The sequence below is a fragment of the Buttiauxella sp. BIGb0471 genome, from assembly GCF_024807715.1.
Lineage (GTDB): Bacteria > Pseudomonadota > Gammaproteobacteria > Enterobacterales > Enterobacteriaceae > Buttiauxella > Buttiauxella agrestis.
In genome coordinates this window covers 69,247-94,778 of the sequence record NZ_JANUEU010000006.1, presented here as the reverse complement: position 1 = coordinate 94,778, position 25,532 = coordinate 69,247, and the positions used below count along the sequence as shown (strand labels likewise).

Annotated in this window: 25 protein-coding genes; 15 read left to right on the top strand and 10 right to left on the bottom strand. The window is 51.7% G+C overall.

Annotated features, from left to right (window positions below):
* Positions 1 to 316 precede the first annotated feature (316 nt).
* The 9 genes from M2371_RS17735 to M2371_RS17695 are packed head-to-tail and all read left to right on the top strand — an operon-like array spanning position 317 to position 10,112.
* Positions 317 to 1,906 (top strand): arylsulfatase, encoded by a 1,590-nt coding sequence (locus M2371_RS17735; RefSeq protein ID WP_259268341.1) that lies wholly within the window; start codon positions 317 to 319, stop codon positions 1,904 to 1,906.
* Positions 1,907 to 1,965: 59 nt separating this feature from the next.
* Positions 1,966 to 3,261, top strand: a complete 1,296-nt coding sequence (locus M2371_RS17730; RefSeq protein ID WP_259268340.1) for an anaerobic sulfatase maturase — start codon at positions 1,966 to 1,968, stop codon at positions 3,259 to 3,261.
* Positions 3,258 to 4,256 (top strand): MoxR family ATPase, encoded by a 999-nt coding sequence (locus tag M2371_RS17725; RefSeq protein ID WP_259268339.1) that lies wholly within the window; start codon positions 3,258 to 3,260, stop codon positions 4,254 to 4,256. Before M2371_RS17730 ends, M2371_RS17725 begins: the two co-directional genes overlap by 4 nt.
* A complete protein-coding gene (locus M2371_RS17720; RefSeq protein WP_259268338.1) occupies positions 4,256 to 5,161 on the top strand; it encodes a DUF58 domain-containing protein in 906 nt (301 codons plus the stop codon). Before M2371_RS17725 ends, M2371_RS17720 begins: the two co-directional genes overlap by 1 nt.
* Complete coding sequence (locus tag M2371_RS17715) at positions 5,162 to 5,602, top strand: DUF4381 domain-containing protein (protein ID WP_172895718.1); 441 nt, start codon at positions 5,162 to 5,164, stop codon at positions 5,600 to 5,602.
* Positions 5,595 to 6,572 (top strand): VWA domain-containing protein, encoded by a 978-nt coding sequence (locus M2371_RS17710; protein WP_259268337.1) that lies wholly within the window; start codon positions 5,595 to 5,597, stop codon positions 6,570 to 6,572. The genes M2371_RS17715 and M2371_RS17710 overlap by 8 nt, the downstream gene beginning before the upstream one ends.
* Entirely contained in the window at positions 6,569 to 8,092 is a 1,524-nt protein-coding gene (locus M2371_RS17705) for a tetratricopeptide repeat protein (RefSeq protein WP_259268425.1), read from the top strand. The genes M2371_RS17710 and M2371_RS17705 overlap by 4 nt, the downstream gene beginning before the upstream one ends.
* A complete protein-coding gene (locus tag M2371_RS17700) occupies positions 8,089 to 9,105 on the top strand; it encodes an oxygen tolerance domain protein (RefSeq protein WP_259268336.1) in 1,017 nt (338 codons plus the stop codon). Before M2371_RS17705 ends, M2371_RS17700 begins: the two co-directional genes overlap by 4 nt.
* Positions 9,102 to 10,112: an HAD family phosphatase gene (locus tag M2371_RS17695; protein WP_259268335.1), complete on the top strand. Its 1,011-nt coding sequence runs from the start codon at positions 9,102 to 9,104 to the stop codon at positions 10,110 to 10,112. The genes M2371_RS17700 and M2371_RS17695 overlap by 4 nt, the downstream gene beginning before the upstream one ends.
* A gap of 210 nt (positions 10,113 to 10,322) precedes the next feature.
* Here the strand turns inward: M2371_RS17695 and cspA are convergent, their stop codons facing one another.
* The 4 genes from cspA to M2371_RS17675 form a co-directional block, all read right to left on the bottom strand.
* On the bottom strand, positions 10,323 to 10,535 hold the full coding sequence (cspA, locus tag M2371_RS17690) for an RNA chaperone/antiterminator CspA (protein WP_034461105.1): 213 nt from the start codon (positions 10,533 to 10,535) through the stop codon (positions 10,323 to 10,325).
* A gap of 307 nt (positions 10,536 to 10,842) precedes the next feature.
* Positions 10,843 to 11,679 carry a shikimate dehydrogenase gene (locus M2371_RS17685; protein ID WP_259268334.1) on the bottom strand — a complete coding sequence of 279 codons (837 nt, stop codon included), beginning with the start codon at positions 11,677 to 11,679 and terminating at the stop codon, positions 10,843 to 10,845.
* A 2-nt stretch (positions 11,680 to 11,681) separates the two neighbouring features.
* Positions 11,682 to 12,998: an MFS transporter gene (locus M2371_RS17680; RefSeq protein ID WP_172895724.1), complete on the bottom strand. Its 1,317-nt coding sequence runs from the start codon at positions 12,996 to 12,998 to the stop codon at positions 11,682 to 11,684.
* A 75-nt stretch (positions 12,999 to 13,073) separates the two neighbouring features.
* Positions 13,074 to 14,939: a bifunctional sugar phosphate isomerase/epimerase/4-hydroxyphenylpyruvate dioxygenase family protein gene (locus M2371_RS17675; RefSeq protein ID WP_259268333.1), complete on the bottom strand. Its 1,866-nt coding sequence runs from the start codon at positions 14,937 to 14,939 to the stop codon at positions 13,074 to 13,076.
* A gap of 193 nt (positions 14,940 to 15,132) precedes the next feature.
* Here M2371_RS17675 and yghU point away from each other — a divergent pair, with 193 nt between their 5' ends.
* Positions 15,133 to 15,999 carry a glutathione-dependent disulfide-bond oxidoreductase gene (gene yghU / locus M2371_RS17670; protein WP_259268332.1) on the top strand — a complete coding sequence of 289 codons (867 nt, stop codon included), beginning with the start codon at positions 15,133 to 15,135 and terminating at the stop codon, positions 15,997 to 15,999.
* A 150-nt stretch (positions 16,000 to 16,149) separates the two neighbouring features.
* Entirely contained in the window at positions 16,150 to 16,542 is a 393-nt protein-coding gene (locus M2371_RS17665) for a hypothetical protein (RefSeq protein WP_259268331.1), read from the top strand.
* 135 nt (positions 16,543 to 16,677) lie between these two features.
* Here the strand turns inward: M2371_RS17665 and M2371_RS17660 are convergent, their stop codons facing one another.
* The 4 genes from M2371_RS17660 to M2371_RS17645 all read right to left on the bottom strand — a co-directional run bounded on the left by M2371_RS17660 (position 16,678) and on the right by M2371_RS17645 (position 20,331).
* Positions 16,678 to 17,079, bottom strand: coding sequence for a Spy/CpxP family protein refolding chaperone (locus tag M2371_RS17660; RefSeq protein WP_172895727.1), 402 nt, complete (start codon positions 17,077 to 17,079; stop codon positions 16,678 to 16,680).
* 606 nt (positions 17,080 to 17,685) lie between these two features.
* A complete protein-coding gene (locus M2371_RS17655) occupies positions 17,686 to 18,228 on the bottom strand; it encodes a YfaZ family outer membrane protein (protein WP_232062509.1) in 543 nt (180 codons plus the stop codon).
* A gap of 114 nt (positions 18,229 to 18,342) precedes the next feature.
* Positions 18,343 to 19,392 carry a porin OmpA gene (gene ompA, locus M2371_RS17650; RefSeq protein WP_259268330.1) on the bottom strand — a complete coding sequence of 350 codons (1,050 nt, stop codon included), beginning with the start codon at positions 19,390 to 19,392 and terminating at the stop codon, positions 18,343 to 18,345.
* 309 nt (positions 19,393 to 19,701) lie between these two features.
* On the bottom strand, positions 19,702 to 20,331 hold the full coding sequence (locus M2371_RS17645; RefSeq protein ID WP_259268329.1) for a helix-turn-helix domain-containing protein: 630 nt from the start codon (positions 20,329 to 20,331) through the stop codon (positions 19,702 to 19,704).
* Positions 20,332 to 20,642: 311 nt separating this feature from the next.
* Between M2371_RS17645 and M2371_RS17640 the strand changes: the two genes are divergently transcribed.
* From M2371_RS17640 to M2371_RS17625, 4 genes are all read left to right on the top strand, one after another.
* Positions 20,643 to 20,972 (top strand): DUF3302 domain-containing protein, encoded by a 330-nt coding sequence (locus tag M2371_RS17640; RefSeq protein WP_034492619.1) that lies wholly within the window; start codon positions 20,643 to 20,645, stop codon positions 20,970 to 20,972.
* A 16-nt stretch (positions 20,973 to 20,988) separates the two neighbouring features.
* The gene (locus M2371_RS17635; protein WP_259268328.1) at positions 20,989 to 22,128 is read left to right on the top strand and encodes an HlyD family secretion protein; all 1,140 of its coding nucleotides are present in this window, start codon (positions 20,989 to 20,991) and stop codon (positions 22,126 to 22,128) included.
* 24 nt (positions 22,129 to 22,152) lie between these two features.
* Positions 22,153 to 22,542, top strand: a complete 390-nt coding sequence (locus tag M2371_RS17630) for an EamA family transporter (RefSeq protein ID WP_259268327.1) — start codon at positions 22,153 to 22,155, stop codon at positions 22,540 to 22,542.
* 78 nt (positions 22,543 to 22,620) lie between these two features.
* Positions 22,621 to 23,586, top strand: a complete 966-nt coding sequence (locus tag M2371_RS17625) for a sensor domain-containing diguanylate cyclase (protein WP_115631430.1) — start codon at positions 22,621 to 22,623, stop codon at positions 23,584 to 23,586.
* On the opposite strand, the gene yghX is transcribed toward M2371_RS17625, so the two are convergent.
* Both yghX and M2371_RS17615 read right to left on the bottom strand, forming a co-directional pair.
* Positions 23,583 to 24,470, bottom strand: a complete 888-nt coding sequence (gene yghX / locus M2371_RS17620) for a YghX family hydrolase (RefSeq protein ID WP_172896189.1) — start codon at positions 24,468 to 24,470, stop codon at positions 23,583 to 23,585. The genes M2371_RS17625 and yghX overlap by 4 nt on opposite strands.
* 144 nt (positions 24,471 to 24,614) lie before the next feature.
* Positions 24,615 to 25,502, bottom strand: coding sequence for a DMT family transporter (locus M2371_RS17615; RefSeq protein WP_172896190.1), 888 nt, complete (start codon positions 25,500 to 25,502; stop codon positions 24,615 to 24,617).
* Between the last annotated feature and the right edge of the window lie 30 nt (positions 25,503 to 25,532).

The window sequence follows — 25,532 nt, the reverse complement described above, 5'->3', positions numbered from 1 at the left end:
TTCACGAATAAAATTGCCGGGCAAAACAATTATTTTGCTCGGTTATTCCTGTCTATTATCTTGCACTCGCATCTGATTTTGATTCTTTCCGTTTATTTTTAAATGAGTTACTTAAAATCCTCTTTAGTGAAAATGTTACTGTATATGCCGCTATTTCTTTTTATTCAATGAGTTAGATAACCGCCCTCTATTTATACACTCAAGAACATTCTCAGTTCGTTTATTTAGCTCATTTTCATGAGATTTCAAAACGTAATAGCAAATATCAGCCCTTTACTATACTCACTGAGTCCCTTAAATGAACGGAGTCCCAAAGATGCTTAACAACGTCCCTTTCAAAAGGACAATGATAGCCAGCATGCTGACATTAATGTCTGGCGCCGTGTCCGCTGTTCATGCCGCTCCCGCAACAGCCTCGCCCGAAAATGCACCGAAACAAGACGCCTCAAAGCCTAACATCGTGGTTATTTTTGGTGATGATATTGGCTACTGGAACCTCAGTACCTATAACCAGGGAATGATGGGTTACAAAACGCCTAACATTGACAGCATTGCCAATGAAGGCGCGAAGTTCACATCCTATTACGCTGAACAAAGCTCGACCGCAGGGCGTTCTTCGTTCATTACCGGGCAAATGCCATTCCGTACCGGGATGAGTAAAGTGGGGATGCCAGGTGCTCCGCAAGGCCTGCAAAAAGAAGACCCAACCATTGCCAACATCCTCAAACAGCTGGGTTACGCGACCGGGCAGTTTGGTAAAAACCACCTCGGCGACCGCGACGAATTCCTGCCAACCGCGCACGGTTTCGATGAATTCCTCGGCAACCTGTACCATCTGAATGCCGAAGAAGAACCTGAAAACCCGGATTACCCGAAAGATCCTGAATTCCGTAAACAGTTTGGCCCACGCGGCGTGATTAAGAGCACCGCCGACGGCAAAATTGAAGATACCGGCCCACTTACCATTAAACGTATGGGGACGGTTGACGAAGAAACCCTCGCCGCCAACAACGACTTTATGGAACGCCAGTCCAAAGCCGGGAAGCCATTCTTCACCTGGTTTAACACCACGCGTATGCACAACAAAACTCACCTCAAAGACGCCAGCATTGGTGCGACGGGGCTTGGGACTTATGCAGACGGCATGGTTGAGCACGACAAAATGGTCGGCGAAGTGCTGCAAAAGATTAAAGACCTCGGTATCGAAGACAACACCATCGTTCTCTACACCACCGATAACGGCCCAATGACGGCAACCTGGCCTGATGGCGGTATAACGCCGTTCCGCGGTGAGAAAAACACCGGCTGGGAAGGTGGATTCCGCGTACCTGCAATGATCAAATGGCCGGGCCATATCAAACCGGGCACGCTGATTAACGACATCTTCGGCAGTAACGACTGGTTCCCTACCCTGGTTGCCGCCGCAGGTGTTCCGGATATCAAAGAGCAGTTGCTGAAGGGCTACAAAACCCCGTCCATCACCTACAAAGTGCATCTTGACGGTTACAACCAGCTCGATTTCATCCAGGGCAAAGGTGAAGACCCGCGTAAAGAGTTCTTCTACTGGAGCGATGACGGCGACCTGCTGGCGATGCGTTACGGCCGCTGGAAAGCGCACTTCATGATCCAGGAACACACCGGCCTTGATCTGTGGCGTTATCCGTTCACCAAACTGCGTGCACCGATGATCTTCGATCTGGAAGTGGATCCGCTGGAGAAAGGTTCCGACGGTATGGGTTACCAGAGCTGGTTCTACGACCGTCTGTTCCTGATGGGCGGCGCGCAGAAATACGTTCAAGAAATGCTGGCAACCTTCAAAGAGTTCCCGCCACGTCAGAAACCAGGTTCATTCACGGTTTCCGATGCAGCAGCAATGATCGAACAAGGCTCCAATATCAATAATTAACGACCTGTAACCGGGTGGGCAACCACCCGGTTAATTCGTCGTGCTCTCAGGGGTTCGCTATGAAGTACAGCACAACATTGCCGGTTAAAGCATTACCGTCAGCAGAGAAATATGATGGCAAAGGCCCTGAATATAAGCGTCGTTTTCACGTTATGGCGAAGCCTACCGGCTCCACCTGTAATCTCGATTGCACCTACTGTTTTTACCTGAGTAAAGAAGATCTGCTGCATCAAGACCGCCACACCGGCATGAGCGACGAAGTGCTGGAAAACTTCATTCGTCAGTACATTGACGGCCAGGATGGCGAGCAAGTGGTTTTCTCCTGGCAAGGCGGCGAACCCACATTGATGGGGCTGGAGTTTTTCGAAAAAGTCGTCAAATTCCAGAAACAGTACCAAAAGCCCGGCCAGCGCATCGAAAACGACTTACAAACCAATGGCGTGTTGATTAACGACAAATGGGCTGAATTCCTCAAAGAACACCGTTTTCTGGTTGGCTTGTCGATTGACGGCCCACGAGAATTGCACGACCGCTATCGCGTCACGCGCAGCGGCAAACCGACTTTCGACAAAGTGATGAAAGGCGTCGAAGCGCTCAAAAAATACAAAGTCCCTTTCAACGCGCTCGTCACCGTCAACCGCACCAACGCTCGTTTCCCGCTGGAAGTGTACCGCTTTGTCACCCGCGAACTGGGCGCAACCTACGTGCAATTTAACCCGTGCGTAGAAGCGGTCGATTTCAAAGTCACCGCCCCGCAATTCTGGCGCGATGAAACCATCCCAATTACCGGAACGCGCCGCGCAAAACCGGGCGACCTGGATTCTATCGTCACCGACTGGTCAGTGGATCCCGACGACTGGGGCACCTTCCTGAAAACCGTATTTGAAGAGTGGGTGAACAACGATTTAGGCCGCGTGCAGGTCAACCTGTTTGAAACTGCCGTCGCCCAAACCATGGGCATGCCCGCGCAGATTTGTACCGCGTCTGAGTTTTGTGGCAAAGGCCTGGCCATCGAAAAAAATGGCGATATCTATTCCTGCGACCACTACGTTTACCCCGAATATCAGATTGGCAATATCGAAGACACCAAACTCGCCCACATGGCATTTTCCGAACGCCAGAAAGCCTTTGGCATGGGGAAAAAAGACACCCTACCGGAATACTGTAAACAGTGCCCGTACCTGAAATTATGCTGGGGGGAATGCCCGAAAAACCGACTTGTGCGCACGCCGGATGGCGAGCCAGGCCTTAATTATCTTTGCCCCGGCATCAAAGCTTTCTTCAATTACGCCGAGCCGATTCTTGTCGGCCTCGCCACGCTTTTGAAACGTGACTTTGCAGGATTGCGCAAATGACAAACAGAGAGAAACTGCTCGAACTTGAGCAGCGTATGAATCAACAGGTTTTGGGTCAGGAATCGCTGGTACGCATGTTAATTGTCGCGCTGCTTTGCGACGGACACGTACTGCTCGAAGGCTTGCCAGGTCTGGCAAAAACCCGTGCGGTGCGTGAACTCGCTAAACACGTGGAAGGTGAATTCCGGCGCATACAGTTCACGCCAGATCTTCTGCCGTCAGACATCACCGGCAGCGAGATTTACCAGCAAAATGCCACCCGTGAAGAAGACCAGTTCCGTTTCCGTCCAGGCCCGGTCTTCGGCAATATTATTCTGGCCGATGAGATAAACCGCGCCTCGGCGCGTGTGCAATCGGCATTGCTCGAAGCCATGGAAGAACGCCACGTCACGGTAGCCGGGAAAACCTGGCCGCTACCGGGCATTTTCATGGTGCTGGCGACGCAAAACCCGGTGGATCAAGAAGGCACCTGGCCATTGCCAGAAGCGCAGCTTGACCGCTTTTTGATGAAAGTTCTTGTGGATTATCCGTCCAAAGAGAACGAGCAAAAAGTGATGCAACTGGTGCGCTCCGAGCAGCAGCAAAAATACCTCGCAAGCTCCACGGAACAGCCGGAAAAATTGCCTGAAACCCTGATGTTATCGCAGCAAGATATTGCCACCTGCTGGCAGGAAATCTCGGCGGTTTACGTCGCACCAACCATTGAAAACTACATCGTCAATCTGGTGGATATGACCCGCCATCCGCAGGGTATCAGCGACACGCTCGCCAGTTACATCACGTTTGGCGTCAGCCCGCGCGGCACCTTAGCACTCGATCGTTGTGGCCGCGCACTGGCCTGGCTCGAAGGCCGCGACGCGGTATTGCCAGAAGATATCAAGCTCGTCGCCCCGGCAGTGTTACGCCATCGCCTGATGCTCAGTTACCAGGCCAACGCCGATAACACCTCGCCGGATGACGTAATCCGGATGTTGCTCGACGCAGTGGTGGCGTAATGAATAGCGCGTTACAGGTGGATCGCCAAACCCTGATGGCGCTGGCAGGCGAAGCACGTTTGCTGTCGAACCCGCCTGGGCAGATCCCACCGGGAGCGCTGGCGGGTGAGCGTGTTTCACGCCAGCAGGGGCGCGGGCTTAATTTTGATAGTCTCCGTCGCTACCAACCCGGTGATGACGTGCGGTTGATCGACTGGCAAGCCACCGCCCGCCTGCGATCGCCGTGGATCCGCATGTATAACGAAGAGCGCGAGCGCCCGGTGTTCTTAATCGTCGATCAGCGGCTGGATATGTTTTTTGCCACCCGCGGGCAAACCAAATCTGTCGCAGCCGCCAAAATTGCGGGCCTGCTCGCATGGCGAAGCTGGCACGATGGCGACCGCATCGGCAGCGCGGTGTTCAGCGACGCGAATTACAGCCTGCAAAAATGCCGCGCCCCACGCACTAATTTGCCCGCAGTGCTTGATGACCTGCTGCAATACAACCAACAATTACCCGAACGCTACCCTGATGAAACGCCCGCAACCGTGACGCTCGGCAGCGTGCTGCAACATGCCATGCATCTGATCCCCGCCGGATCCTGGGTGGCCGTCATCAGTGATTTCCACGATCTCGATGCGTCCGGTGAAGCCTTGCTGGCCGCTCTGCGGCGGCGCTGCGAGATTAGCGCATTTGTCACGCTCGACAACCTGCATCTCACCCTCCCGGCGCAAGGAAACCTGGCCGCCAGCTATCAGGGTCATGAAGCCGTATTTTCGCTTTCGCCACGGCTAAAAGATGAGATTCAACAAAGCGTGACGGCGCGACTTTCCGGGCTGCAAAACCGACTGACACGGCTTGGCATCCGCGTAAATCAGATAGTCGTCACAGACGATCTTCTCAAGCAGCTACAAAAGGGAGTCTGAATGCTGGAGAAAGGATTTAGCGTGCCGGAGCTGTTAAATCCGGCGCTTCCACGAAGTATCTCCTGGTTTCCCTTGCCGCCCGGCTGGTTTGTGCTCGGCGGCGTGTTACTTATCGCGCTGATTATCTTCGGGTTATTCCGCCTGGCGAGATGGCGGCGCAACGTGTGGCGTCGTGAAGCGCTGGCGGCATTGCAGCAGCCGCACAGCGCCGATAGCTGGCTGGAACTGATAAAACGCATTCTGCTGATGCACCAGCCGCGCAGCCAAATTAGCCACACGCTTTCGCCAGAACAACTCTTGCAGCATGTCGAAATCGACGCCGATTTGCGCCAGCAATTGAGCGCCAAATATTGCCAGCCGGATAACCAGCTCGAGGCGAATCAAAACGCACGTCTGCAAACTCAACTGAAACACTGGCTGGAGAAACTGCCTTATGTCTGAGTTTCTGAGCCGCCTCGATTTCGCCTGGCCGTGGGCGTGGTTACTGATTTTCCTGCCGTTGCTTGGCCGCTATTTTTTACCGCAGGACCGTGAAGTCAAAGAACACGTTCGCGTGCCGTTCTTGCCGGAATTAATTGATGAGCTGAAACTCAACAGCCAGCCGGTGCGCACCAGCAAACTCTCAAGCCTGATTTTTTGGCTGACGTGGATTCTGCTGGTTGCCGCCCTCTCGCGCCCGGAATACCTGACACCGCCGCAGCATATTCAAAAACCGATGCGCGATGTGGTGCTGATTCTGGATGTCTCCGGTTCGATGGGCAAAAACGACGTTCAGGGTGGGATCACGCGCTTACAGGCCGTTCAGGAATCGGTGCGAAAATTCGTGGCGGCGCGTAAAACCGACCGCATCGGGCTGGTGATTTTTGCAAGCCAGGCGTGGCCATTCGCCCCGGTTAGCGAAGACAAACAGGCGCTGCAAACCCGCATTAACCAACTCGCGCCCGGCATGATTGGTCAACAAACCGCGATTGGCGACGCGCTGGGAATCGGTGTGAAACTGCTCGATACCACCGTTAACAAAGACGCCAGCAAACTGGCGATTTTGCTCACCGACGGCAACGACACCGCATCGCAATTAGCGCCACCACTCGCCGCACAACTGGCGGCAACGCACCACGTTCAGGTACACACCATCGCCTTTGGCGATCTGAACAGCACTGGCGATGACAAAGTAGATTTGCCGCTGATGCAGGATATCGCGCGTATTACCGGTGGAAAATCCTGGACTGCCGCCGGTTCCGGTGCGGCTCTCGACAGCGTATGGCAGGAAATCGACGCCATCACCCCCGTGCAGGTGAAATCCATCGGCTGGTCGTGGCACATCCCGCTGTTCCAGTGGCCGCTGCTACTGGCGCTTGTGTTGCTGATTTTGCTCGCGGTCACGCGATTCGTGCGGGAGAAAACAGCATGAGTGACTTCCATTTTGTTTACCCCTGGCGGCTGCTCGGCCTGCTGATTTGTGCGCTGCTGTGGTTTGTCGCCAGCAGCCAACGTAGCGCCTGGCACCAGATTATGGATAAGCCCTTTGCCAAAGCGCTGATTATTGGGCGACAAAAACGCCTGACCCAGATTTTACCGTGGTTGTGCGCACTCGGTGTCATCGCCCTGGCAGGCCCGACCTGGCAGCGTGAACTCCCGGCCGCACTGACGCAGCAAAGCAACATGATGGTGGTGTTACAGCAAGATCCGGCGATGTACGCGCAGGATCTTGCACCCAGTCGCCACCAGCGTATGCAGAGCAAAATCATGGACCTGATGAACCGTTCAACAGGCACGCATTTCGGCCTGGTGGTTTACAACGCTCATGCATATCTGACCACACCACTCACTTCCGACCCGACGTTTTACTCGCTGTTCTTGCATGCCCAAAGCCCAAATTTATTGCCAGAAGGTGAAGGCTCGGGGCTAAAACAGGCTATCGCCCTGGCGATGAAAAACATGCCAGAAACGCCGAATATGCCGCGCAATATTTTACTGATTGCCGACACCGTTTCGGCGCAAGACGCAACCTGGCTTGCCCAACAAAAAGCGCCCATTCAAATCTGGGTTCCGGGGACCGCACGCGGGGGTGAATTACCCGAAAGCTACGCCCAGCGAGGGATTGATACACGTCTGAACGTCGAACGCTTTAGCCAAATTCGCGACGGCGGCATTCCGGTCACACTCGTCACCAGCGACGACAGCGATTTATCGGTGCTCGCCAGCCACATCCAGCAATCGGTGAGCGCGCAAAACAACGCTCGCGGCGATTTGCACTGGAAAAACAGCGGCTATCTGCTGGTGATCCCGATGTTTTTGCTACTGCTGCTCGGGCGGCGTCAGCTGATTTGCTGGCTGATTGTGCTGGTGCCGCTGCTGTATCTGCCGCAAAGCCAGGCCGCATGGCAGGATGCGTGGATTAGCCCGGATATGCAGGGGCAACTCGCCTTCAATAAAGGCGAATACAAAAAAGCGGCAGGGCGTTTTCAGGACCCGCTGTGGCAAGGCATCGCCTACTACCGCGCCGAAGATTTTGTCGCGGCTACCTCCGCATTTCGCCTGGCGCCGCAAACCGCTGAATCGCTGTTATGGACGGGCAACAGCTACGCCCAGCAAAAGCAGTGGCAGCAGGCCATTAACAGCTATGACCGCGCCTTAAGCCTGCGCCCGGACTGGGCAATGGCCCAGAAAAACCGCGCCGCCATCGCCAAAATCATTATGGAATTGCGCCAGAAAGAACGCGATCGCCAGGCGGCTCAGGGCAAAGAACAGGATTATAAGCCAGACGAAATTAAACACGATTTAAAGAAAGATCAGGGCGTCAATCAAAAGGATATCCAACCCGTTGCCAGCAGCAGCCCACAGGTTAATCAGTGGTTTGAAAACCTTGAAGTTTCCCCTTCCGGCCTGCTGGAAAATCTCTACCGCGCCAACACGGAGGAGACGCCATGAGAACCTTGCTGATTGTGCTTTTGCTGGCGGTGTTACCTGCCCGAGCGGCGATGGACATTACGCGTGAGCTTGAAGCACCAGACCATGTCGCGCCAGGTCAGCCCGTGCGGGTGGCTATCACCTTCTGGACCGATAGCTGGTTTAATCCCCCTCCGCAATGGCCTGATTTTAAAATTGAGAACGGCTCGTTACTCACCACGCCACTGCAAAACCAACTGCTGAGTCGCCAGAAAAATGGCATTAGCTGGAGCGGCGTGCGCCTTGAGCGACAAATCACCGCGTGGGATCAGGGCGTGCTGCTGATGCCTGCGGTGGAAATCACGCTCACTTCGCCCAACCAACCGCCCGTCACGGTGCAATTACCCGAGCTGAAAAAAGAGGTGGTCTGGCCGAAAGGTGTGGAGCAGCCGGATCGCTTCCTGCCCGCCAGCAACTTAACGCTCACCCAGAAAATCACCCAGTATCACGCAAGCAAAGACGACAAACTCCACGCTGGTGACGTAATCGAGCGCACCGTCACGGTTAAGGCCAACGGGATTGTCGCCACACAAATCCCGCAATTGCTGTACGCCATTCCTGGCACCGAAACCCAGCGCCTGACGCCAGTGAACACGATGCTGAAAACGGGACGAGGCGAAATCGAAGGCGCACAGCGTGATGAAACCCTGCGTTATTTACCTTCACAAGCGGGTGCCATCACCATCCCGCCGCTGAAATTACGCTGGTGGGATACGGCAAATCAGCAATGGCAAGTGGCGCAATTGCCCGGCTCCACCCTGCAAGTTGCCGAAGCGCGCGCCGCAGGAAGTGAATCGGCACTGCGCGGCACCACCGATGAAGGAAAATGGCGCATCGCGACGATGATTAGCGCCGTCGTACTAATGGCGCTGCTTCTCTGGTTTACGCGCCGCCTGCTGCGGCGCAGTTTGAGATATCTGCACCGTGTCTGGCAGCGCTTCTGGAACCCTGTCCCATTGCCCAAACTGACTCCCACCAAAAGGGGTGAACGATGAAACATAAACTCTTACTCACAACGCTAATTCTGGGGGCAATGGGTACGGCTCACGCCGCCGACCCGCTGTCTGCGTGGAAAGATACGGCGGCGAAACAATCCATTGAACAATGGGTGCAAAATGCCACCAATCAAGACCGCTCAACCTATATTCCACCCCAAAAGCGCTACGTGGTGTTTGATAACGACGGCACGTTGTGGCCCGAAGCACCGCTAACATTCCAGCTCCAGTTCGCTATTGATGAAGTAAAACGCCTCGCGCCAGAGCACCCGGAATGGAAAAACGATCCCATTGTGAGCGCGGTGCTGAATAATGATTTAAAAACCGTTGCTGCCGCGGGTGAAAAAGGGCTGATGCAGCTTTTAGAGCTGACGCACAGCAACATCACCACCGACGAGTTCGACCAGCGCGTAGCCAATTGGGTCGGCAGCCACCGGGATAATCGCTTTGGCTGCCGGTACGATCAAATGGGCTACCAGCCGATGCGCCAGTTGCTCGATTACCTGCGTGAAAACGGCTTCAAAACGTGGATTGTGTCCGGCGGTGGCATTGATTTTATGCGCGTGATCGCGGAGAAAATGTACGGCATTCCGCCCGAGCAGGTGATCGGCTCATTCTCGCTTAGCGACTTTTCCCTGACCGACAACGGCACACAGTTACGCAAAACCATGAAAGGGGCTTTCTACGACGATGCAGCCGCCAAGCCCGTTGCTATCCATCTGTTTATGGGCCAACGCCCTGTTGCGGCGTTTGGTAACAGCGATGGCGATTTAGCGATGATGCAGTACACCGCAGCCAACCCGGACTATAAAACCTTCGGTTTGCTGGTTCACCATACCGATGCCGAGCGTGAATATGCTTACGATAGCCATCCGCCTGCCAGCGGTAAACTGGTCGAAGGGCTAAGTATGGCGAAGGAAAAAGGCTGGACGGTGGTGGATATGAAGCAGGACTGGAGAACGGTGTTTGACCCGAAATCCTGTGTTCCGGAAATCGCGAAACCGTAAAACCCCCAGCTTCGTAGGTCGGAAAAGCGCAGCGTCATCCGACACTTTCACCAGCAATGACAGGCGTAAACGGTGGATGACGCTAGCGCTTATCCACTCTACAAAAGCCTGTTTTGACAAGAGATCTCGATACAGAGCGGTATCGGACAGAAACGAAAAAACCCGCCGAAGCGGGTTTTTAAATTCTTTAGAGCTTAGTTAACGCTAACCTTACAGGCTAGTTACGTTACCAGCTGCTGGGCCTTTAGCGCCGTTCTCGATGGTGAAGGAAACTTTCTGGCCTTCATCAAGAGATTTGTAACCGTCGTTCTGGATTGCAGAGAAGTGAACGAACAGGTCTTTAGAACCGTCGTCTGGAGTGATGAAGCCGAAACCTTTATCAGCGTTGAACCATTTTACCAGACCAGTCATTTTGTTAGACATGTGTATTACCTTTTGAATTGAGTGTGCCTTACGGCGATTTGGTATGCTTTACAGATTTTATGAAGCGGTAGAGGAGCACACGACAAAGGGTATCCAGGGATGACTCTTGAAGGACTGCTTTACTAGGTTGCTTTAAAGGTCTGTACGTCAAACCGATGGGCGTATTAACTCATGCTTAGGCGATGAATGACAAGGATTATTTTAGCCGTCCACAGCTCTGAACCTAAATTGCGTCTCATTTAGCGCTTCGCTTACAGGGTGTAAATCCTACGAAGTTACACCCGCTTCGCTATATTCTAATCCGTTGTTAATAATCTATTTTTGCGACTTTCCGCAGGGCTTCTGGCGTCACTTCTGGCAGGCCAAAAAACTCCATATATGCAGGAATCATCTCAAATAACATATCTGTTCCAGGTTGTATCTGGCAGTCTCTTTTCATTGCAGCGCGCAGAAATGGCGTGATTTCGCTCTTCATCACCACCTCGCCAACGAAACTTCCGGGTGTGAGCGCGTGAATATCCACGGGCAATTCATCCCCTGCATTCATGCCCAGCGGCGTTGCGTTCACCACTATCGAAAACCCCTGAGGGTTGCGCAAACCGGTTTGCACCGTCAGCGCCGGGTAATGTCTGCGCAGCCGGATTGCCAGCTCTTCGCTGCTTGACGGGCGGCTATCATAAAGCGCCAGAGATTCAACCCCTGCCGCCGCCAGTGAGGCCGCAATCGCCGACCCCACCCCGCCGCTACCGACCACCAACGCACGCGCTCCTTGCGCCTGAATCCCTTTGCGCAACATGCCACGCACAAAGCCGTCGCCATCGAACATATCACCGCGAAGATGACCGTCCGGCTCAAGGCGAATGGCGTTACAGGCTCCGGCAATTTGCGCCGTCGGGCTGAGGCTTTGCACTAAGTCGCAGGTCGAGACTTTATGCGGCATCGTCACCAGCGCGCCAATAATGTTGGTCATACGGAATAAAGAAGGAATCAGTTGCGCGTAATCATCAGCCCTGACCCCCATCGGCACCACTTTGATATCAATGCCCTGGCTTTCAAACCACGGGTTGTAAATCATCGGCGCTTTAAACGTGGTCGTTGGATAGCCCAGGTGCGCGATTAAACGGGTATTGCCACTGATTTCCATGATTAATCTTCCATCTCAATACGTTTGATATCGCCAAGAATAAAGACGTAAGCGAAGACGCCCAGCAGCGCAGCACCGCCGATGTACACCAGCGCGTAGAAGAAGTTGCCGGTTGCCGCGACGATAAAACCGACGATCAGCGGCGTGATAATGGAAGCCAGGTTAGAGCAGAAGTTGAATAAGCCACCGGTCAGTCCCGCCAGGTTCTTCGGCGCCATATCGGAAATCAGCGTCCAGCCAAGTCCGACCATGCCCTGCCCGAAGAAAGCGACGGACATCACCGTAATCACCAGCGCGTCGGTTGGCATCCAGTTCGCCGAGATAATCAGGCTCGCCATCAGCAGGCCAGAAATAATCGGCAGCTTACGGGCAATATTCACCGACCCGGTGCGTTTCAGGATTTGGTCTGAAACCCAACCGCCAAACATCACGCCCACCGCCGCCGCGAGGAACGGCAGGATCGCAAAGAAGCCCACTTTCAGCCACGGCATATGGCGTTCCGTCGCAAGATACGTCGGGAACCAGGTGAGGAAGAACACCAGCGTCGTGTTTCCGGCAAACTGCCCGATACCCGCGCCGAGAATTTGACGGCATTTCACCAGCTTGCCGACGTTCGCCCAGCTAAAGTTCATTTTCGGTTCAGGTTCAGCCGATTGCTGGTCGTGGCCGATGTATTCAAGCTCGAGCTGGTTAGCCGTTTTAGACTCATGCGGCTCGTGGTAATAACGCCACCACACCAGCACAAATAAAATGCCGACCACGCCCACGGAGATAAACAGCGCGCGCCAGCCGAAGGTTTCCATAATAAAGAACAACAGCGGCGCAAACGCGGCAAGACCGACATATTCTCCGACCGTGTACACCGCCGTGGCGCGAGCGCGTTCATGTTGCGGGAACCATTTTCCCACGACACGGCTATTGACCGGGAAACACGGCGCTTCACTAATACCCAATCCCAGGCGGCACAGCAGTAAGGTTTTCAGGCCCATCGTCAAGCCGTGGAATAAGGTAAATGCCGACCAGAAAAACAGCGCCAGCGCGTAGGTGATTTTATTGCCGAAGCGGTCAAGGAAGATGCCGCCGGGAATTTGCATTGCGGCGTACGTCCACGCAAATGCCGAGAATACGATGCCCATAGTTGCGGCACCGATTCCAAGATCGGCACTCAGTTGCGGCGCGGCAATACCTAATACCGTCCGGTCGAGGTAGTTAATCATGGTCCCGATAGCCAGCAGCGTCAGGATGACCATTCGCGTGCGCGAACGTTTTTCAACAGCAGTTTTCGGGGCGGCGATATCGCCCTGTTCATAACTTGCCATCAGTAATTCCTTCTTATGTCGTAGGTTACAGGTGCCTTTTTGAACCTTAAGGTTCATTTATTGTTTTAAATCGAGTTACCACATCTGCATTGCGGCCAGACGAACCGCCGCATTAGTCGCGCCGTACTGTTGATAATCACCCCGCCGTTCGACCAGTTCAAAGAAGAAACGGTCAGGACGGAATGGCGGTGTGTAGGCATGCAAAAACTCATGCTGCTGCGCGTCCCGCTCATATAGAATATTCAGACGCTCAAGCCCTTGTAATAACGCGTTATTGACTCCGTAGCGCGCCAATAAATCGCCGTAATAATTCGCCGGAACAGGAAGTAACTTCAGCCCCTTAGATTGCAGGCTTTCTACCGTCGAAGGTAAATCATCACAGGCAAATGCTGCATGTTGCAGGCCGGTTCCCTGATAACTCGCCACCGACCGGGCGATTTGCGTATCGAGACTGTGCGACATATTCAGCGGCAGGCGAATCGACTGACACGGGCTATGCATCACCTGGCTCCTGACCAGACCATACGGGTCCGGCACACTCAGTTCGGTATCCAGCTCGAAACCAAATACCGCCCGGAAGAACATAATCCAGTTATCTCGACTGCCTTCCACCAGACCAAGCGCCAGGTGATCAATGCCGCGCAGCGTGCCTTTGGCGGCAGTTTGTGAGAGCGTGAAATCGGTTTGATAAATGTCGCTTTCGCCCTGTTCAGGCGCTTCAATCAAGTAAATCAAGCTACCATCTGGCGCACAAACCGCGGCCAGTGCACGCTCATCCGGGCCGTGTTTTTCATGCCAGACGGGGTAGCCATAATCTTGCGCGCGCTGCAAAACGTTCGCAGCCCCTTTCACCCGCCACGCCATCGCGCAGAGCGAAACACCGTGGCGGCGATGAAATTCATCCGCCCAACTGTGCGACTGGTGGTTGATAATGATATTCGCGCCGCCGTTGCGCCACAGCGAAACATCTTTGGAACGGTGCTCTCCGGCATGGTCGAAACCCAGCGGTTGCAAGGCTTCGCCCAATGCCACGGCATCTTTATCATCGGTGGCAAACTCTAAAAACTCAATTCCCTGATAGCTGGCCTGCGGCGCACTGTGAAAAAGTGGCGCGTCAATTTGCGGGTGAGTCTGCCAGGTTTGCTCCTCCAGCCACAACAGCGAGCGATAGCCATCTTTGGCCGTTGGCGCGTTCGGCGTGGCGCGGAAACTGTCATTGAAAATCTCCAGCGACCAGGGTCCACGGAAACCTTTCTCAGTCAGCAAACGTGTGAACTCCACCACCGGCAACTCACCCTGCCCTGGGAAACAGCGGAAATGGCGGCTCCACTCCAGCACGTCCATTTTCATCAGTGGCGCATCGGCCAGTTGCAGGAAGGTGATCTTCTCGACAGGAATATCGTCGAGATTAATCAATTGATCGCCGAGCGAAAGCACGTGGAAGCTGTCGAGCACCAGCCCCAACGCCGGGCTATTAACCTGCTTTACCCGCTCCCACGCCTGGCGATAACGATTCACGTGCGTGCCCCACGCTAACGCTTCATAACCGACGGTGATTTCATTAAGGTGTGCAAGTTCAGCAAGATGGGCGAGATCGCTGACCTGCAAATCAATGTTGGCAGAGCAATCAGGGGCCACATTGCTGCACAGCAGCATGGTGTCGCAGCCCAGCTCATGCATCAGATCAAATTTTCGGCGCGCCCGTTCCAGATTGTTGGCAAACTGAGGGCGCGATGCTCCTTCAAAATCGCGAAACGGCTGGAAGAGCGTGATGGTCAGTCCCAAATCCGCCGCCATTTTGCGCACGTCGGCGGGCGAGCCTGGGTAATAAAGCAGATCATTTTCGAAGATTTCGACACCGTCAAAACCAGCAGCCGAAATTGCGGCCAGTTTTTCAGGCAACGTGCCAGAGATAGATACGGTTGCAATTGAACGCTGCATGATGGCTCCTGGTCTGTCGGGACAAGTCGGTTAATGTTGTATCATTTGGTTCATATTGCAAATTTATAGTTAATTAATTGTTACCCCAGATCACACGCCCGGAAGTTAAAAAAAATAGCGGGCGATTACCGAACAAAACAAAGTGGGGTTACACTTCCCAGTCACTCCCTGGCAACTTAAAGGCAAACACAACATGTCAGATAACAACTATCAGCCACCAAAAGTCTGGACGTGGATAAAAGGCGAAGGCGGCACCTTCTCTAATATCAACCGCCCCATTGCAGGCCCGACTCATGAACGCACGCTGCCGATTGGCAAGCACCCGTTGCAGCTTTATTCCCTCGGCACACCAAACGGGCAGAAGGTCACTATTCTGCTTGAGGAGTTGCTGGCGCTGGGCGTAAGTGAGGCGGAATACGACGCGCATTTGATTCGCATCGGTGAAGGAGATCAGTTCTCAAGCGGCTTTGTGGACGTGAACCCGAACTCGAAAATCCCGGCATTGATGGACCATTCGGCGACACCACCGATTCGGGTGTTTGAGTCCGGTGCCATCCTGCTTTACCTGGCAGAGAAGTTTGGTCACTTCATGCCAAAAGAGATTGCGGCACGTACTGAAACGCTGAACTGGCTGTTCTGGCTACAAGGTTCCGCGCCGTATCTGGGCGGTGGTTTTGGCCATTTCTACAATTACGCACCGATGAAAATTGAGTACGCGATTAACCGCTTCGCCATGGAATCCAAGCGCCAGTTGGACGTGCTCGACAGGCAACTGGCTACGCATCGTTTTATTGCCGGCGACGAATACACCATTGCAGATATCGCGATTTGGCCGTGGTACGGCGCGCTGGCAAAAGGTGGGCTGTACGACGCGGCGGAATTCCTCGATGTTGCCTCGTACAAAAACTTTGTCCGCTGGGCCGATGAAGTGGCAAGCCGCCCGGCGGTGAAGCGTGGGCGTATTGTGAATCGCACCTTTGGCGAACCGTCACAGCAATTGCATGAGCGCCATGATGCGTCAGACTTTGAGTTACGCACTCAGGATAAATTAGAGAAGTAATTCCTCCACATATATGTTCGTGATACTGCAACTTGCAATATCACGGATATATAAAATTTAAAATTAAACAAACTTTTTATAGTTTCAGCCTGACCGTTGCAGGTAACTTGCCGTCTGAATTATTCCGCCCGCAAACTGCAAGGAACTACCGTGTTAAAGAACTGCGTATTACTACTCGCCTTAGTTATTGTCGGATGTGCTGAACCAGCAGATGAAACCGTAGAAGCATTGAATACGATTAATTTCCAGCCGGTTACATCAACCCCAAGTGAAAGCAAGAATCCGGAAGAGTTAAAAAACCTGCACACTCTGAATAAAAACACCATTGCCAACCTGACCGCAGGCATTAAATCAGCGCGGGTTGATGACCTCAGAAGCGTGGATGTTTTTGATAATCGTTATGGCATTGATAATGTGTTCCAGGCGTTAACCAAACTGGAAGAAATTAATGAACTCAATGATATCTATCTACACGACGAGAATAAGAGCGGGCTGATTCAGATTAGTAATATATTAAAACCGGTAACGGATACCGCATCATGATGAAAATAAAAAGGAGTTTGCTGACAAAGGTCAATGAACGGATTTTGGAAGGTGGATAAGCGCAAGCGTCATCCACCATTTTGCCTGTTCTGTCGGATGACGCGACCGCCTATCCGACCGACAAAGAGAATTCATTTAATAGAGTTGTTTCTCAATCAATATTTGCTGTAAATGTTGTTTTTGCTCTCGACTCAGTATCTGGCTGACCTGAAAAAGATATTTCGCTCTCTGGAACCGCACCTGATTCTGAATATCACCAATGGCGTCGAGCTGATTTTTAGCCTCAGCATCGTTCCACATTCCGGAACTGAACATATCAATAATCGCATCCTGCTTTAAAGCATCGGTGTTAATTTTACCAATTTCTTGTTCCGTGTTCTTACGCAGTGATTTTACCTGCTGAATTTGTTCAGGTGTCAGCTGTAATTGTTTAACCAGCGAGTCTTGCGGTAGCGTGTCAGTAGAATGAGAAGCCAAAGCCACACCGCAAAATGACAGCGCAGTTGCCATCACGACAAGCTTAAATATTTTATTCATTCTATCCCTTACAATTTAAATGTTAACATCAGCAGAACATAATTATTATCGCTGTAGCGTTAATGCCATTGATAACTATTATTGGTTTATTTTTAGATAAAACAGACCATTGTATTTAATCATTTTTATTGCAACGCAGAACGCCACACTATGTTGCCATAGTGTGGCGTTTGCTGCTTACTATTTGCGACTTACTATTTGATGATTGCTTACATATCCCACTTCCTTATGGGATAAATTAAGAATAAGGCTAGCGAGGCTGACATTCAATTACCTTTTCGTTTAAAAATAAACTCCCCGCTTTATACCCAAAATAATTCAAGCTGCATCGCGGCGGCAAGAGAAAGAATCCCGATGAGCTTAGTAAACTAAGTGATTCGGGTGAATTAACGCAGCCAACAAAGAGGCAGTTTGAAGTATGAAAGGTATAAAAAAAACCCGCCGGACAGGCGGGTATACTGCATTGGCATAAATATATGCGCTAACAATATTAAAGGATCGATTGCTCGAGGTTGATAATAGCAATGAGACTCAGTGCATCAACATAATAATTTTAACCAGATACTTATTAACCAGCAATTCTATAAATGTATAAAAATAAATAGATCAGAAATTGAAGTTAACCCCGGCATAAGCGCCGTCCGCTAAGATATTATCACTATGCCCATCTTTCCCTTCCATTCCCAAATAGCGGTATCCGGCATCAACAGAGAAGGTTGGGTTCACTTTCCAGCGCACACCCGCGTTCGCTTCACCGTATTGTTTTACGCCGCTTGAAAGCGAGTCAGGCGAGAAATAGGCATCGCCATATAAAGAAAAGTGATCGCCAAGGGGTAACTGCGCGCCGCCGCCGACAGCCACCGCATAACCTTCATCGTTATCATCCGGGTTGAGATAAAGCGTCTTGCCGCCGAGCGTCACGAGTACCGAACCCAACGGAATATTCCAACCCATTCCCAGGCTGGCGACATCGCCGTCGTTATCGTTATGCGCCCAATTTCCACTGAACGTAAAACCCGGTTCGTTCGCGCCAAAGCTCACGCCGAAATTGGTCCATTTGGAACCCGCTTCACCATGAATCGACACGGCATGAGCCGAATTTGCGGCGCATACCGCACCAATCAGTAAAACCATTTTTAATAATTTCATCGCGTTCCTTATTTTTACTCGTGGGGTTAGCAGACAAAAAAAAGCCCGACTGGCACAAATGCATCGGGCAAAACGAACATCACTACTTTTTTATGACTACTGGGATTATTAAGGTTATTCGCCGACACCGGCGATTTCGACCACCACGCGGCGGTCAGGTGCCAGGCAATTAATCAGTTCGCTGCGTTCTTGCACCGCATCGCATGTTGTTCCGGTCACCGGCTCGCTTAAACCACGGCCTTCGGCCTGCACGTTTTGAGCGGGCATCCCTAAACGCACCAGTTCATCGGCCACGGCCTGGGCACGTTTTGTCGAAAGGTTGAGGTTGTATTCAGCCGAACCGAGGCGATCGCTAAAGCCAATCACCATCGTGGTTTTCTCTTTAGCGGCCTGAATTTCAGGGCGATTGTAGAGATCACGTACCGCCGATTCCCCCTGTGCAGAAAGCACCGCAGAGTTGAATTCAAACATCACGTCAGATTTGAGGTTAAAGCGCTGTGGCTCTGGCGGGCCTTCTACCACTGGTGCGGTTTCAGCAACCGGCGCTGCTGAATTTTGCCCGAAGCGATAGACCACGCCTGCAGTGACGGTGTTGATATCAGCGGACATGCCAATCTGGTTAGAATTGCCGACGTTGCTCACCCACTGATATTCCAGGCGGCCAGCCCAGTTATCATTAAATTCGTATTCGGTACCAATGGCGGCCAATGGGCGCACACCGGTTTCAAAATTACTGTGTTCAGCCTGGTCAGTTTCCGCACGATACCCCATGGCCCCCGCGCGGCCGTAGATATCCCAATTCTCGTTGAATGAGTAGCTGGCTTTCATCGAAAATTGCAGACCCTGGGCCTTCATTTTGCCATTCGCAGCGCCGTTATTGCCCTGAATCTGCATATTACCGAGATAATCGTAACCGCTCTCTACCGCCAACCAGGGAAGAATTTGGTAGCCCCAGAATACGCCGCCACCCACATTGTCACTGTCGGTATCAAATTCAGCAGCGTTATTCTGATTGCCATTAAAATTATTATTGCCACTGATATCTGAGTAATGTGACCAACCTAATTTCGCACCACTGTACCAGGTATTAGCATCCGCTGCGGCATTGGCATTGGTTACTGCGCAGGCATTGATGACGATTAACGCAATAAGAGTCTTTTTCATATTAATCCTTGAAGTGGTCTCGGAGAGATTACTCAGTAGCATGACTATTTCAGCGACGGATGGTATGCAGAGAACACGACGGAAGGAATTTCATTTTCATTTAATTTTGCATTAAAAAAGGCGAGCAAAATTATCTGATTATTATAAGAAGATCGGCATAAGGCTTTCAAATGAAGCAAAGCCATCCTGAGTTCATAATTTTGATTAGCAGGATAGCTATTACCTGTGGAATTAATTTTAAGGGCGATGTGTTGGCAGGCAGCGGAAGGTGAAAATGACCTCCGTTTAAATATTCACAATAAAGTCATCTCAGAACCTCTCGGGTAAATTAATCACCTCGATTAAATATCCACCCCGTTTTATTTCAATGTAACCACCGCTCTTTAAGGCAAACATCACATTCAAAATACTGCTCCGGGATAAATGCGTTCGTTCCTGAATATAGTCAAGAATAGAAACTCTTGAACGTAATTCTGTTGAAAGGCGGTTCATTTCAAGAAGATGACCGCGAATGATCGAATAGGTCCGCTGCTGCACAACGACTGAATCACGATAGAAAAGATGAGTGGTGTAATAGGCCAGGATGACAGCAATATCTTTCCATAACCCTTTCTCGGTGATGAGTTCATGCCCGAGGCTGGCATCCAGACGCAGCATGGTACATTCTGTTTCTGCACGCAGAATATGGCTGCGCATTGGCTGAATGCTCTCGGCAATGCCGAACAAATTCTGGTCGTAGACCGTGGTGATGACCAGGCCGTCTGTGGCTCGCAGAACAGAAAGCTCACCACTTTTAAAGACATAGAACTGAGGGATCTCTTTATATTCCCAGTTTATCCTTTTACGCGGAATAACCTCCATGGGGGTTCCATAGGGTTCGAGGGCTGTAATGAGATTCTGAATGGCAGCTTCTGGCCGCGTGGGAGGGGGTATAATCATTTTTAATCCTAAGATGCCTAATCTTTCCTTGAAGTATATACCATGCCAACGATATGGCAGGGAGCCATACCATGCGGTGTTTCACTTATAGATTCAACTGTCCATAATAAAACCTAAACAAGTTGTAGCAATTTTCCCACAACTGTTTCAGCGGTGAAAAGAAGTGTAATTTTCCGTTCTTCCTATTGCACAATATTGGCGCTTTGTGCAATTGAAAAATGACTCATTATTTATTTTTAAACAAAATAAAAGTGGTGCCATTCACGCCTTCTCATTAGTGTCTGCTGAAATTTCTTCATGGGACTCCAGGTATGTTTCTCGATTATGTTGCCTTAGTGGCACTTATCTTTGTTGGGCTGACGCTATTTTATGGCGTGATTGTGGTACACGATATTCCCTATGAAATAGCAGTGCATCGGAATCATCCTCATCAGGATGCTATTCATGCTGCGGGCTGGGTAAGTTTATTCACTCTCCATGTTTTGTGGCCATTTTTGTGGATCTGGGCAATGTTATATCGCGAAGACCGGGGCTGGGGATTCACGGTTAAAAATAACGAAATGGATGCCTTGCGAGAAAGAATAGCGCAACTGGAAGCCCAGCATCAAAAAACGCAAACAAAGCCATCAACGGCCGAATAACCGATCAGGATTTATTGTGGACTTATTACTTATTCTGACTTATACCGCGATCTGTTTCGGTATATTTAAATTTTTCAAAATCCCGTTAAATAAATGGACGGTTCCTACCGCAGTGTTGGGCGGTATTGTTCTGATTGGTTCGCTATTGTTATTAATGAATTATAACCATCCGTATTCTGAGCGAGCACAGATGGTCACGGTGACGCTGCCTATCATTCCTGAAGTAGAAGGCGTGGTGGTTGAAGTCACCCCACACGCAAATCAGAAACTGAAAAAAGGCGATTTCCTGTTCCGTATCGACCCGACGGCCTATGAGGCAAAAGTCGAAGCCCTGAAAGGTGAAGTAGAAACCGCCCAGCAAAACGTGGAAATGCTCAAAGCACGCCTGGCTTCCGAAAATGCGGATATCGCCCAGGCAAAAGCCGTTCGCGATTTAGCATTGAAAGATGCCAATCGCTACCAGAACGGTAGCAAAGACAAAATGAAAAGCCCGTTTACCGACCAGGAAGTGGTTCGCGCGCAACAAAATTACCTCGCCGCGCAGGCCCAGTGGCGCTCGGTTCTCTCGAAACGGGATGAAACCGCGGCCCAGTTAAATGCCATGATCAACGGCGAAAACGCGGCAGTGTACCGGATTAAATCTAAACTCAAAGAAGCGGAATATTTCCTGGCAAGAACCGTCGTTTACGCGCCGAGCGATGGTTACGCCACACAGCTTCTTCTGAAGCCTGGCATGTTCGTGCGCCCGCTCCCGCTGCGCCCGGTGATGGTGTTCGTTCCGGAGCAGAAAAACAGCGTGTTTGCCGTCTTCCGCCAAAACTCAGCCCTGCGTTTAACCGCCGGTGATGAAGCGGAAGTGGTGTTTAACGGCCTGCCAGGCAGCGTGGTTAAAGGGAAAGTGAAGCAAATTCTGCCAGTGGTCGCCAGCAGCAGCTACCAGGCGCAAGGCCATCTACAAGGCTTAAGTCTCGACCCGAAACTCGACGGTATTTATGCAGAAATCGAGTTGAATAATATGGCTGATATGAAGAACTTACCCGCCGGGACGATGGGCCAGGTGGCGATTTATTCAGACTATTTCAAACACGTTTCTATTATCCGCAAAATCCTGCTACGCATGACAAGCTGGATGCATTATCTCTATATCGATCATTGAGTTAACGCCAGAAGGAGGCTTCCCATGCATCAAGCGAAAGTGTTATTCCCGACGGAGCATCGGCTTTTCCGGTTTTGCGGGTTTTTGTTCTGGTTTTGCCTGCCTCTTACGCTGGTGATTTATGGCGGCCAGTTCATCAATCTCAGCACCGTCGCGATTATTTTTGCCGCGATGCCGGTGGCTATTCTTCTGGTATCCATTGTGGTACTCAATGCCCCGACCAGCCTGTTACAGCTTGCAGGCGCGTCGCTGGCATTGATATCGCTGCTATTTTTCCTGCAAGAAACGTTCCGCGATGCGACGAGCGATAGCTGGAAAGGCGCGCTGGCCGTGGTCGTCGCGGTCATCATGTTTGCGTGTCTTTACGTGCAACGCAAAAAGCGCGTCTCTGAATCGCAACTTAACTTAAATTAGAACGATTTTTTCTCAGCCATATTTACAAGACATTAATAGCTGTTAAGAATGGATATTATTTGAACATAACTACGGTCAATGTCAGAAGAAATCCTCAGGCAGCAGATCCAGAACCTCAAGAGGCACAACGCCCGTCTTAAGAGAATTGCACACGACTCGCGTAACAAGCTGAGTGCGGCTCTTGACGGGACGGGTTTGTGCTTATGGCAGCTCGATATCGCGAGCGGAAAGTTAATTATTTTTAACCGCCGATGGGGTTCCATGCTGGGTTATCAGCCCAAAGAACTTAGCGCTCATTTTGACGTGTGGCGGGAGCATCTTCATCCTGAAGATAAAGAAATGGTGCTGTCTGCGTTTTATAACCATCTCGAGGGCAAGACGCCATTCTACGAAGCGCTGCACCGGATGCAGGCCAAAAATGGCACCATTTCCTGGGTGCTTGATCGGGGTCGTGTGACGGAGTGGAGTGATGATGGTAAACCGCTGAAAGTGACCGGCACCCACATCGATATGACCAAAGAAAAGCAGTACGAACAGCAACTTGCCACGCTGGCTAATCACGATCCGCTTACCGGGCTTGCCAACCGGTATGCGCTGCATGCGCAGTTCGATTTGCTCAAAAATCTCGGTTCGCTATCCGTGGCGTTTATCGATCTTGATGATTTCAAAAACGTGAATGATACGTTGGGACACCGCAGCGGCGACGAAGTCCTGCTGCAACTCAGCCAGCGTCTGCGTGATGCCTGCCCGGCTGAGGTGACCATTGGCCGCATCGGAGGCGATGAATTTATCCTGCTGTTACCGTGGACGCTGGATAATCAGGAAATTATGCGTATCGCCCTTCGCTGCCTGGATGCCGCGATTACTCCGTTTGAACTGGGTAACGGTGCGGCAAAAGTCGGCGCTTCGATTGGCGTCAATGAATCCTGGGCCAGCGACAATTTCAGCGATGCGGTGATCCGTGCCGACGAATCGATGTATCTGATTAAACGCACCGGTAAAAATGGCGTGGCGCTGGGGGCCAGAATTCTCATTCAAAGCTAAGCCAGATATTTATTAAACCAATCAATAGTGCGCTTCCACGCCAGCTCCGCTGCGGCTTTGTCATAACGCGGTGTCGAATCGTTATGAAAACCGTGATTCACGCCGGGGTAGATATAACCTTCGTAGACTTTATTGTTCGCTTTGAGCGCCGCTTCATACGCGGGCCAGCCCTCGTTGATGCGCGAATCCAGCTCGCCAAAATGCAGCAATAATGGCGCTTTGATGCGTGGCACATCTTCGGTTTTCGGCTGACGGCCATAGAACGGCACGGCAGCGGCGAGTTCCGGGTAAGCGACCGCCGCAGCATTGGCCACGCCGCCACCGTAACAAAAACCGGTGATGCCGACCTTGCCTGTCACCGCGTCGTGGTGCATCAAAAATTCGATAGCGGCGAAGAAATCATTCATCAATTTGGTGGGATCGACCTGCGATTGCAGCTCGCGGCCTTTTTCGTCATTACCCGGATAACCGCCCACCGAGCTTAAACCGTCCGGTGCCAGCGCAATAAATCCGGCTTTGGCAACGCGTCGCGCCACATCTTCAATGTATGGATTCAGGCCACGGTTTTCATGCACGACCACCACGCCAGGCACTTTGCCCGCCACTTTTGCCGGGCGAACCAGATAAGCCCGCACCTGCCCATGTCCCTGTGGGCTGGGGTATTCGATATATTCCGCCACAATATCCGGATCGGTAAATTCCACCTGCGTGGCGAAAGCGTAATTCGGCGTTAATAAGGTGCCAAGCGCCACCGCCGAAAGCCCGCCGACAACAAACTTGCCCGCGATATCGAGAAACTCACGCTTGCTGATTTTGCCATGAACGTAAAAATCGAAGTATTCGAGTAATTCAGGAGGGAAGTCTTTCGCAGTAAGTCGTGTCATTTGCAGGCCCGTCATATTGGTCAGTTTGATGTCGGATGACGCTTCGCTTATCCGACCTACGCAAGCCGTTGTAGGGTGGATAAGCGAAGCGTCATCCACCAACGCCCCATAAATAATGGCCTGTATTTACTGATTTTGCCTGGTCTAATTTAAGCGAGACTTCACCACGTTCACGCGCCAGATGCCGAAGCACACCAGCACTAACGCCAGCGCATAGCGCCATTCAAGAATGCTTTCTTGCAGGAAAATAGCCGACAATACTGCGCCCGACACCGGGATCAGGAAGTTAAATGGCGCAATCATGCCCACGCGATTGTGTTTCAAAAGCAGGCTCCACAGCGCGAACGCCACGGAAGATAACAGCGCTAAATAACCAAGAATTGCCACCGACTCCCAGCCGTGGAACGTCAGTGTGCCGCCACTGGCATACCCGCCAATGGTCAGCACCAGGCCGCCTATCGCCAGTTGCCAGCCGGTCATAATGGTGGCGTCCATGGTCTGCGAAATCCGTTTACCATACAGCGACGCGGCAGAAAGAATAAATGCCGCCAGCACCACGAAACCATCACCCATCAGGCTAAAGCTAAAATCCATCAGCTGGCTGTTGAAGTTCACCACCATCACACCGGCAAAACCGAGTACGCAGCCCACCACTTTATTGATGCTGAGCTTGTCGTTCTGATAAATAAAGTGCGCGAGTAACACGCTAAAGAAGGTGCCGGTGGCGTTCATAATTGAACCTTTCACACCGGTGGTATAGGCGAGGCCAATATAAAAGAAGATGTATTGAATCGCGGTTTGCGTCACGCCTAATAGCGCGAGTTGCGAAAACTGCAGGCGTGATAAACGCGCAACAGACTTGCCTTGTAGAGACGCAAACGCCAGCAACAGCAGGCCTGCTATCACAAACCGATAACCGGCAAAGACAATTTTCCCCGCCAGGTCATCCGTCGCTATCTGAAATATTTCATAGCCGTTTTTAATTGCCGGGTAAGCGCTACCCCATAACAGGCAACAAAAAGCGGCCCCCATCCATGCGATTTTCTTATTAGTAAACCGTGA

Bases quoted from the DNA above. Each gene is read 5' to 3' on its own strand.
- M2371_RS17655 (WP_232062509.1), bottom strand. From the start codon at position 18,228: ATGAAATTATTAAAAATGGTTTTACTGATTGGTGCGGTATGCGCCGCA.
- M2371_RS17700 (WP_259268336.1), top strand. From the start codon at position 8,089: ATGAGAACCTTGCTGATTGTGCTTTTGCTGGCGGTGTTACCTGCCCGA.
- M2371_RS17675 (WP_259268333.1), bottom strand. From the start codon at position 14,939: ATGCAGCGTTCAATTGCAACCGTATCTATCTCTGGCACGTTGCCTGAA.
- M2371_RS17640 (WP_034492619.1), top strand. From the start codon at position 20,643: ATGTTTCTCGATTATGTTGCCTTAGTGGCACTTATCTTTGTTGGGCTG.
- yghU (WP_259268332.1), top strand. From the start codon at position 15,133: ATGTCAGATAACAACTATCAGCCACCAAAAGTCTGGACGTGGATAAAA.
- M2371_RS17645 (WP_259268329.1), bottom strand. From the start codon at position 20,331: ATGATTATACCCCCTCCCACGCGGCCAGAAGCTGCCATTCAGAATCTC.
- M2371_RS17695 (WP_259268335.1), top strand. From the start codon at position 9,102: ATGAAACATAAACTCTTACTCACAACGCTAATTCTGGGGGCAATGGGT.
- yghX (WP_172896189.1), bottom strand. From the start codon at position 24,470: ATGACACGACTTACTGCGAAAGACTTCCCTCCTGAATTACTCGAATAC.
- ompA (WP_259268330.1), bottom strand. From the start codon at position 19,392: ATGAAAAAGACTCTTATTGCGTTAATCGTCATCAATGCCTGCGCAGTA.
- M2371_RS17615 (WP_172896190.1), bottom strand. From the start codon at position 25,502: ATGGGGGCCGCTTTTTGTTGCCTGTTATGGGGTAGCGCTTACCCGGCA.
- M2371_RS17660 (WP_172895727.1), bottom strand. From the start codon at position 17,079: ATGAATAAAATATTTAAGCTTGTCGTGATGGCAACTGCGCTGTCATTT.
- M2371_RS17715 (WP_172895718.1), top strand. From the start codon at position 5,162: ATGCTGGAGAAAGGATTTAGCGTGCCGGAGCTGTTAAATCCGGCGCTT.
- M2371_RS17720 (WP_259268338.1), top strand. From the start codon at position 4,256: ATGAATAGCGCGTTACAGGTGGATCGCCAAACCCTGATGGCGCTGGCA.
- M2371_RS17680 (WP_172895724.1), bottom strand. From the start codon at position 12,998: ATGGCAAGTTATGAACAGGGCGATATCGCCGCCCCGAAAACTGCTGTT.
- M2371_RS17705 (WP_259268425.1), top strand. From the start codon at position 6,569: ATGAGTGACTTCCATTTTGTTTACCCCTGGCGGCTGCTCGGCCTGCTG.
- M2371_RS17735 (WP_259268341.1), top strand. From the start codon at position 317: ATGCTTAACAACGTCCCTTTCAAAAGGACAATGATAGCCAGCATGCTG.
- M2371_RS17630 (WP_259268327.1), top strand. From the start codon at position 22,153: ATGCATCAAGCGAAAGTGTTATTCCCGACGGAGCATCGGCTTTTCCGG.
- M2371_RS17725 (WP_259268339.1), top strand. From the start codon at position 3,258: ATGACAAACAGAGAGAAACTGCTCGAACTTGAGCAGCGTATGAATCAA.
- M2371_RS17625 (WP_115631430.1), top strand. From the start codon at position 22,621: ATGTCAGAAGAAATCCTCAGGCAGCAGATCCAGAACCTCAAGAGGCAC.
- M2371_RS17710 (WP_259268337.1), top strand. From the start codon at position 5,595: ATGTCTGAGTTTCTGAGCCGCCTCGATTTCGCCTGGCCGTGGGCGTGG.
- cspA (WP_034461105.1), bottom strand. From the start codon at position 10,535: ATGTCTAACAAAATGACTGGTCTGGTAAAATGGTTCAACGCTGATAAA.
- M2371_RS17730 (WP_259268340.1), top strand. From the start codon at position 1,966: ATGAAGTACAGCACAACATTGCCGGTTAAAGCATTACCGTCAGCAGAG.
- M2371_RS17685 (WP_259268334.1), bottom strand. From the start codon at position 11,679: ATGGAAATCAGTGGCAATACCCGTTTAATCGCGCACCTGGGCTATCCA.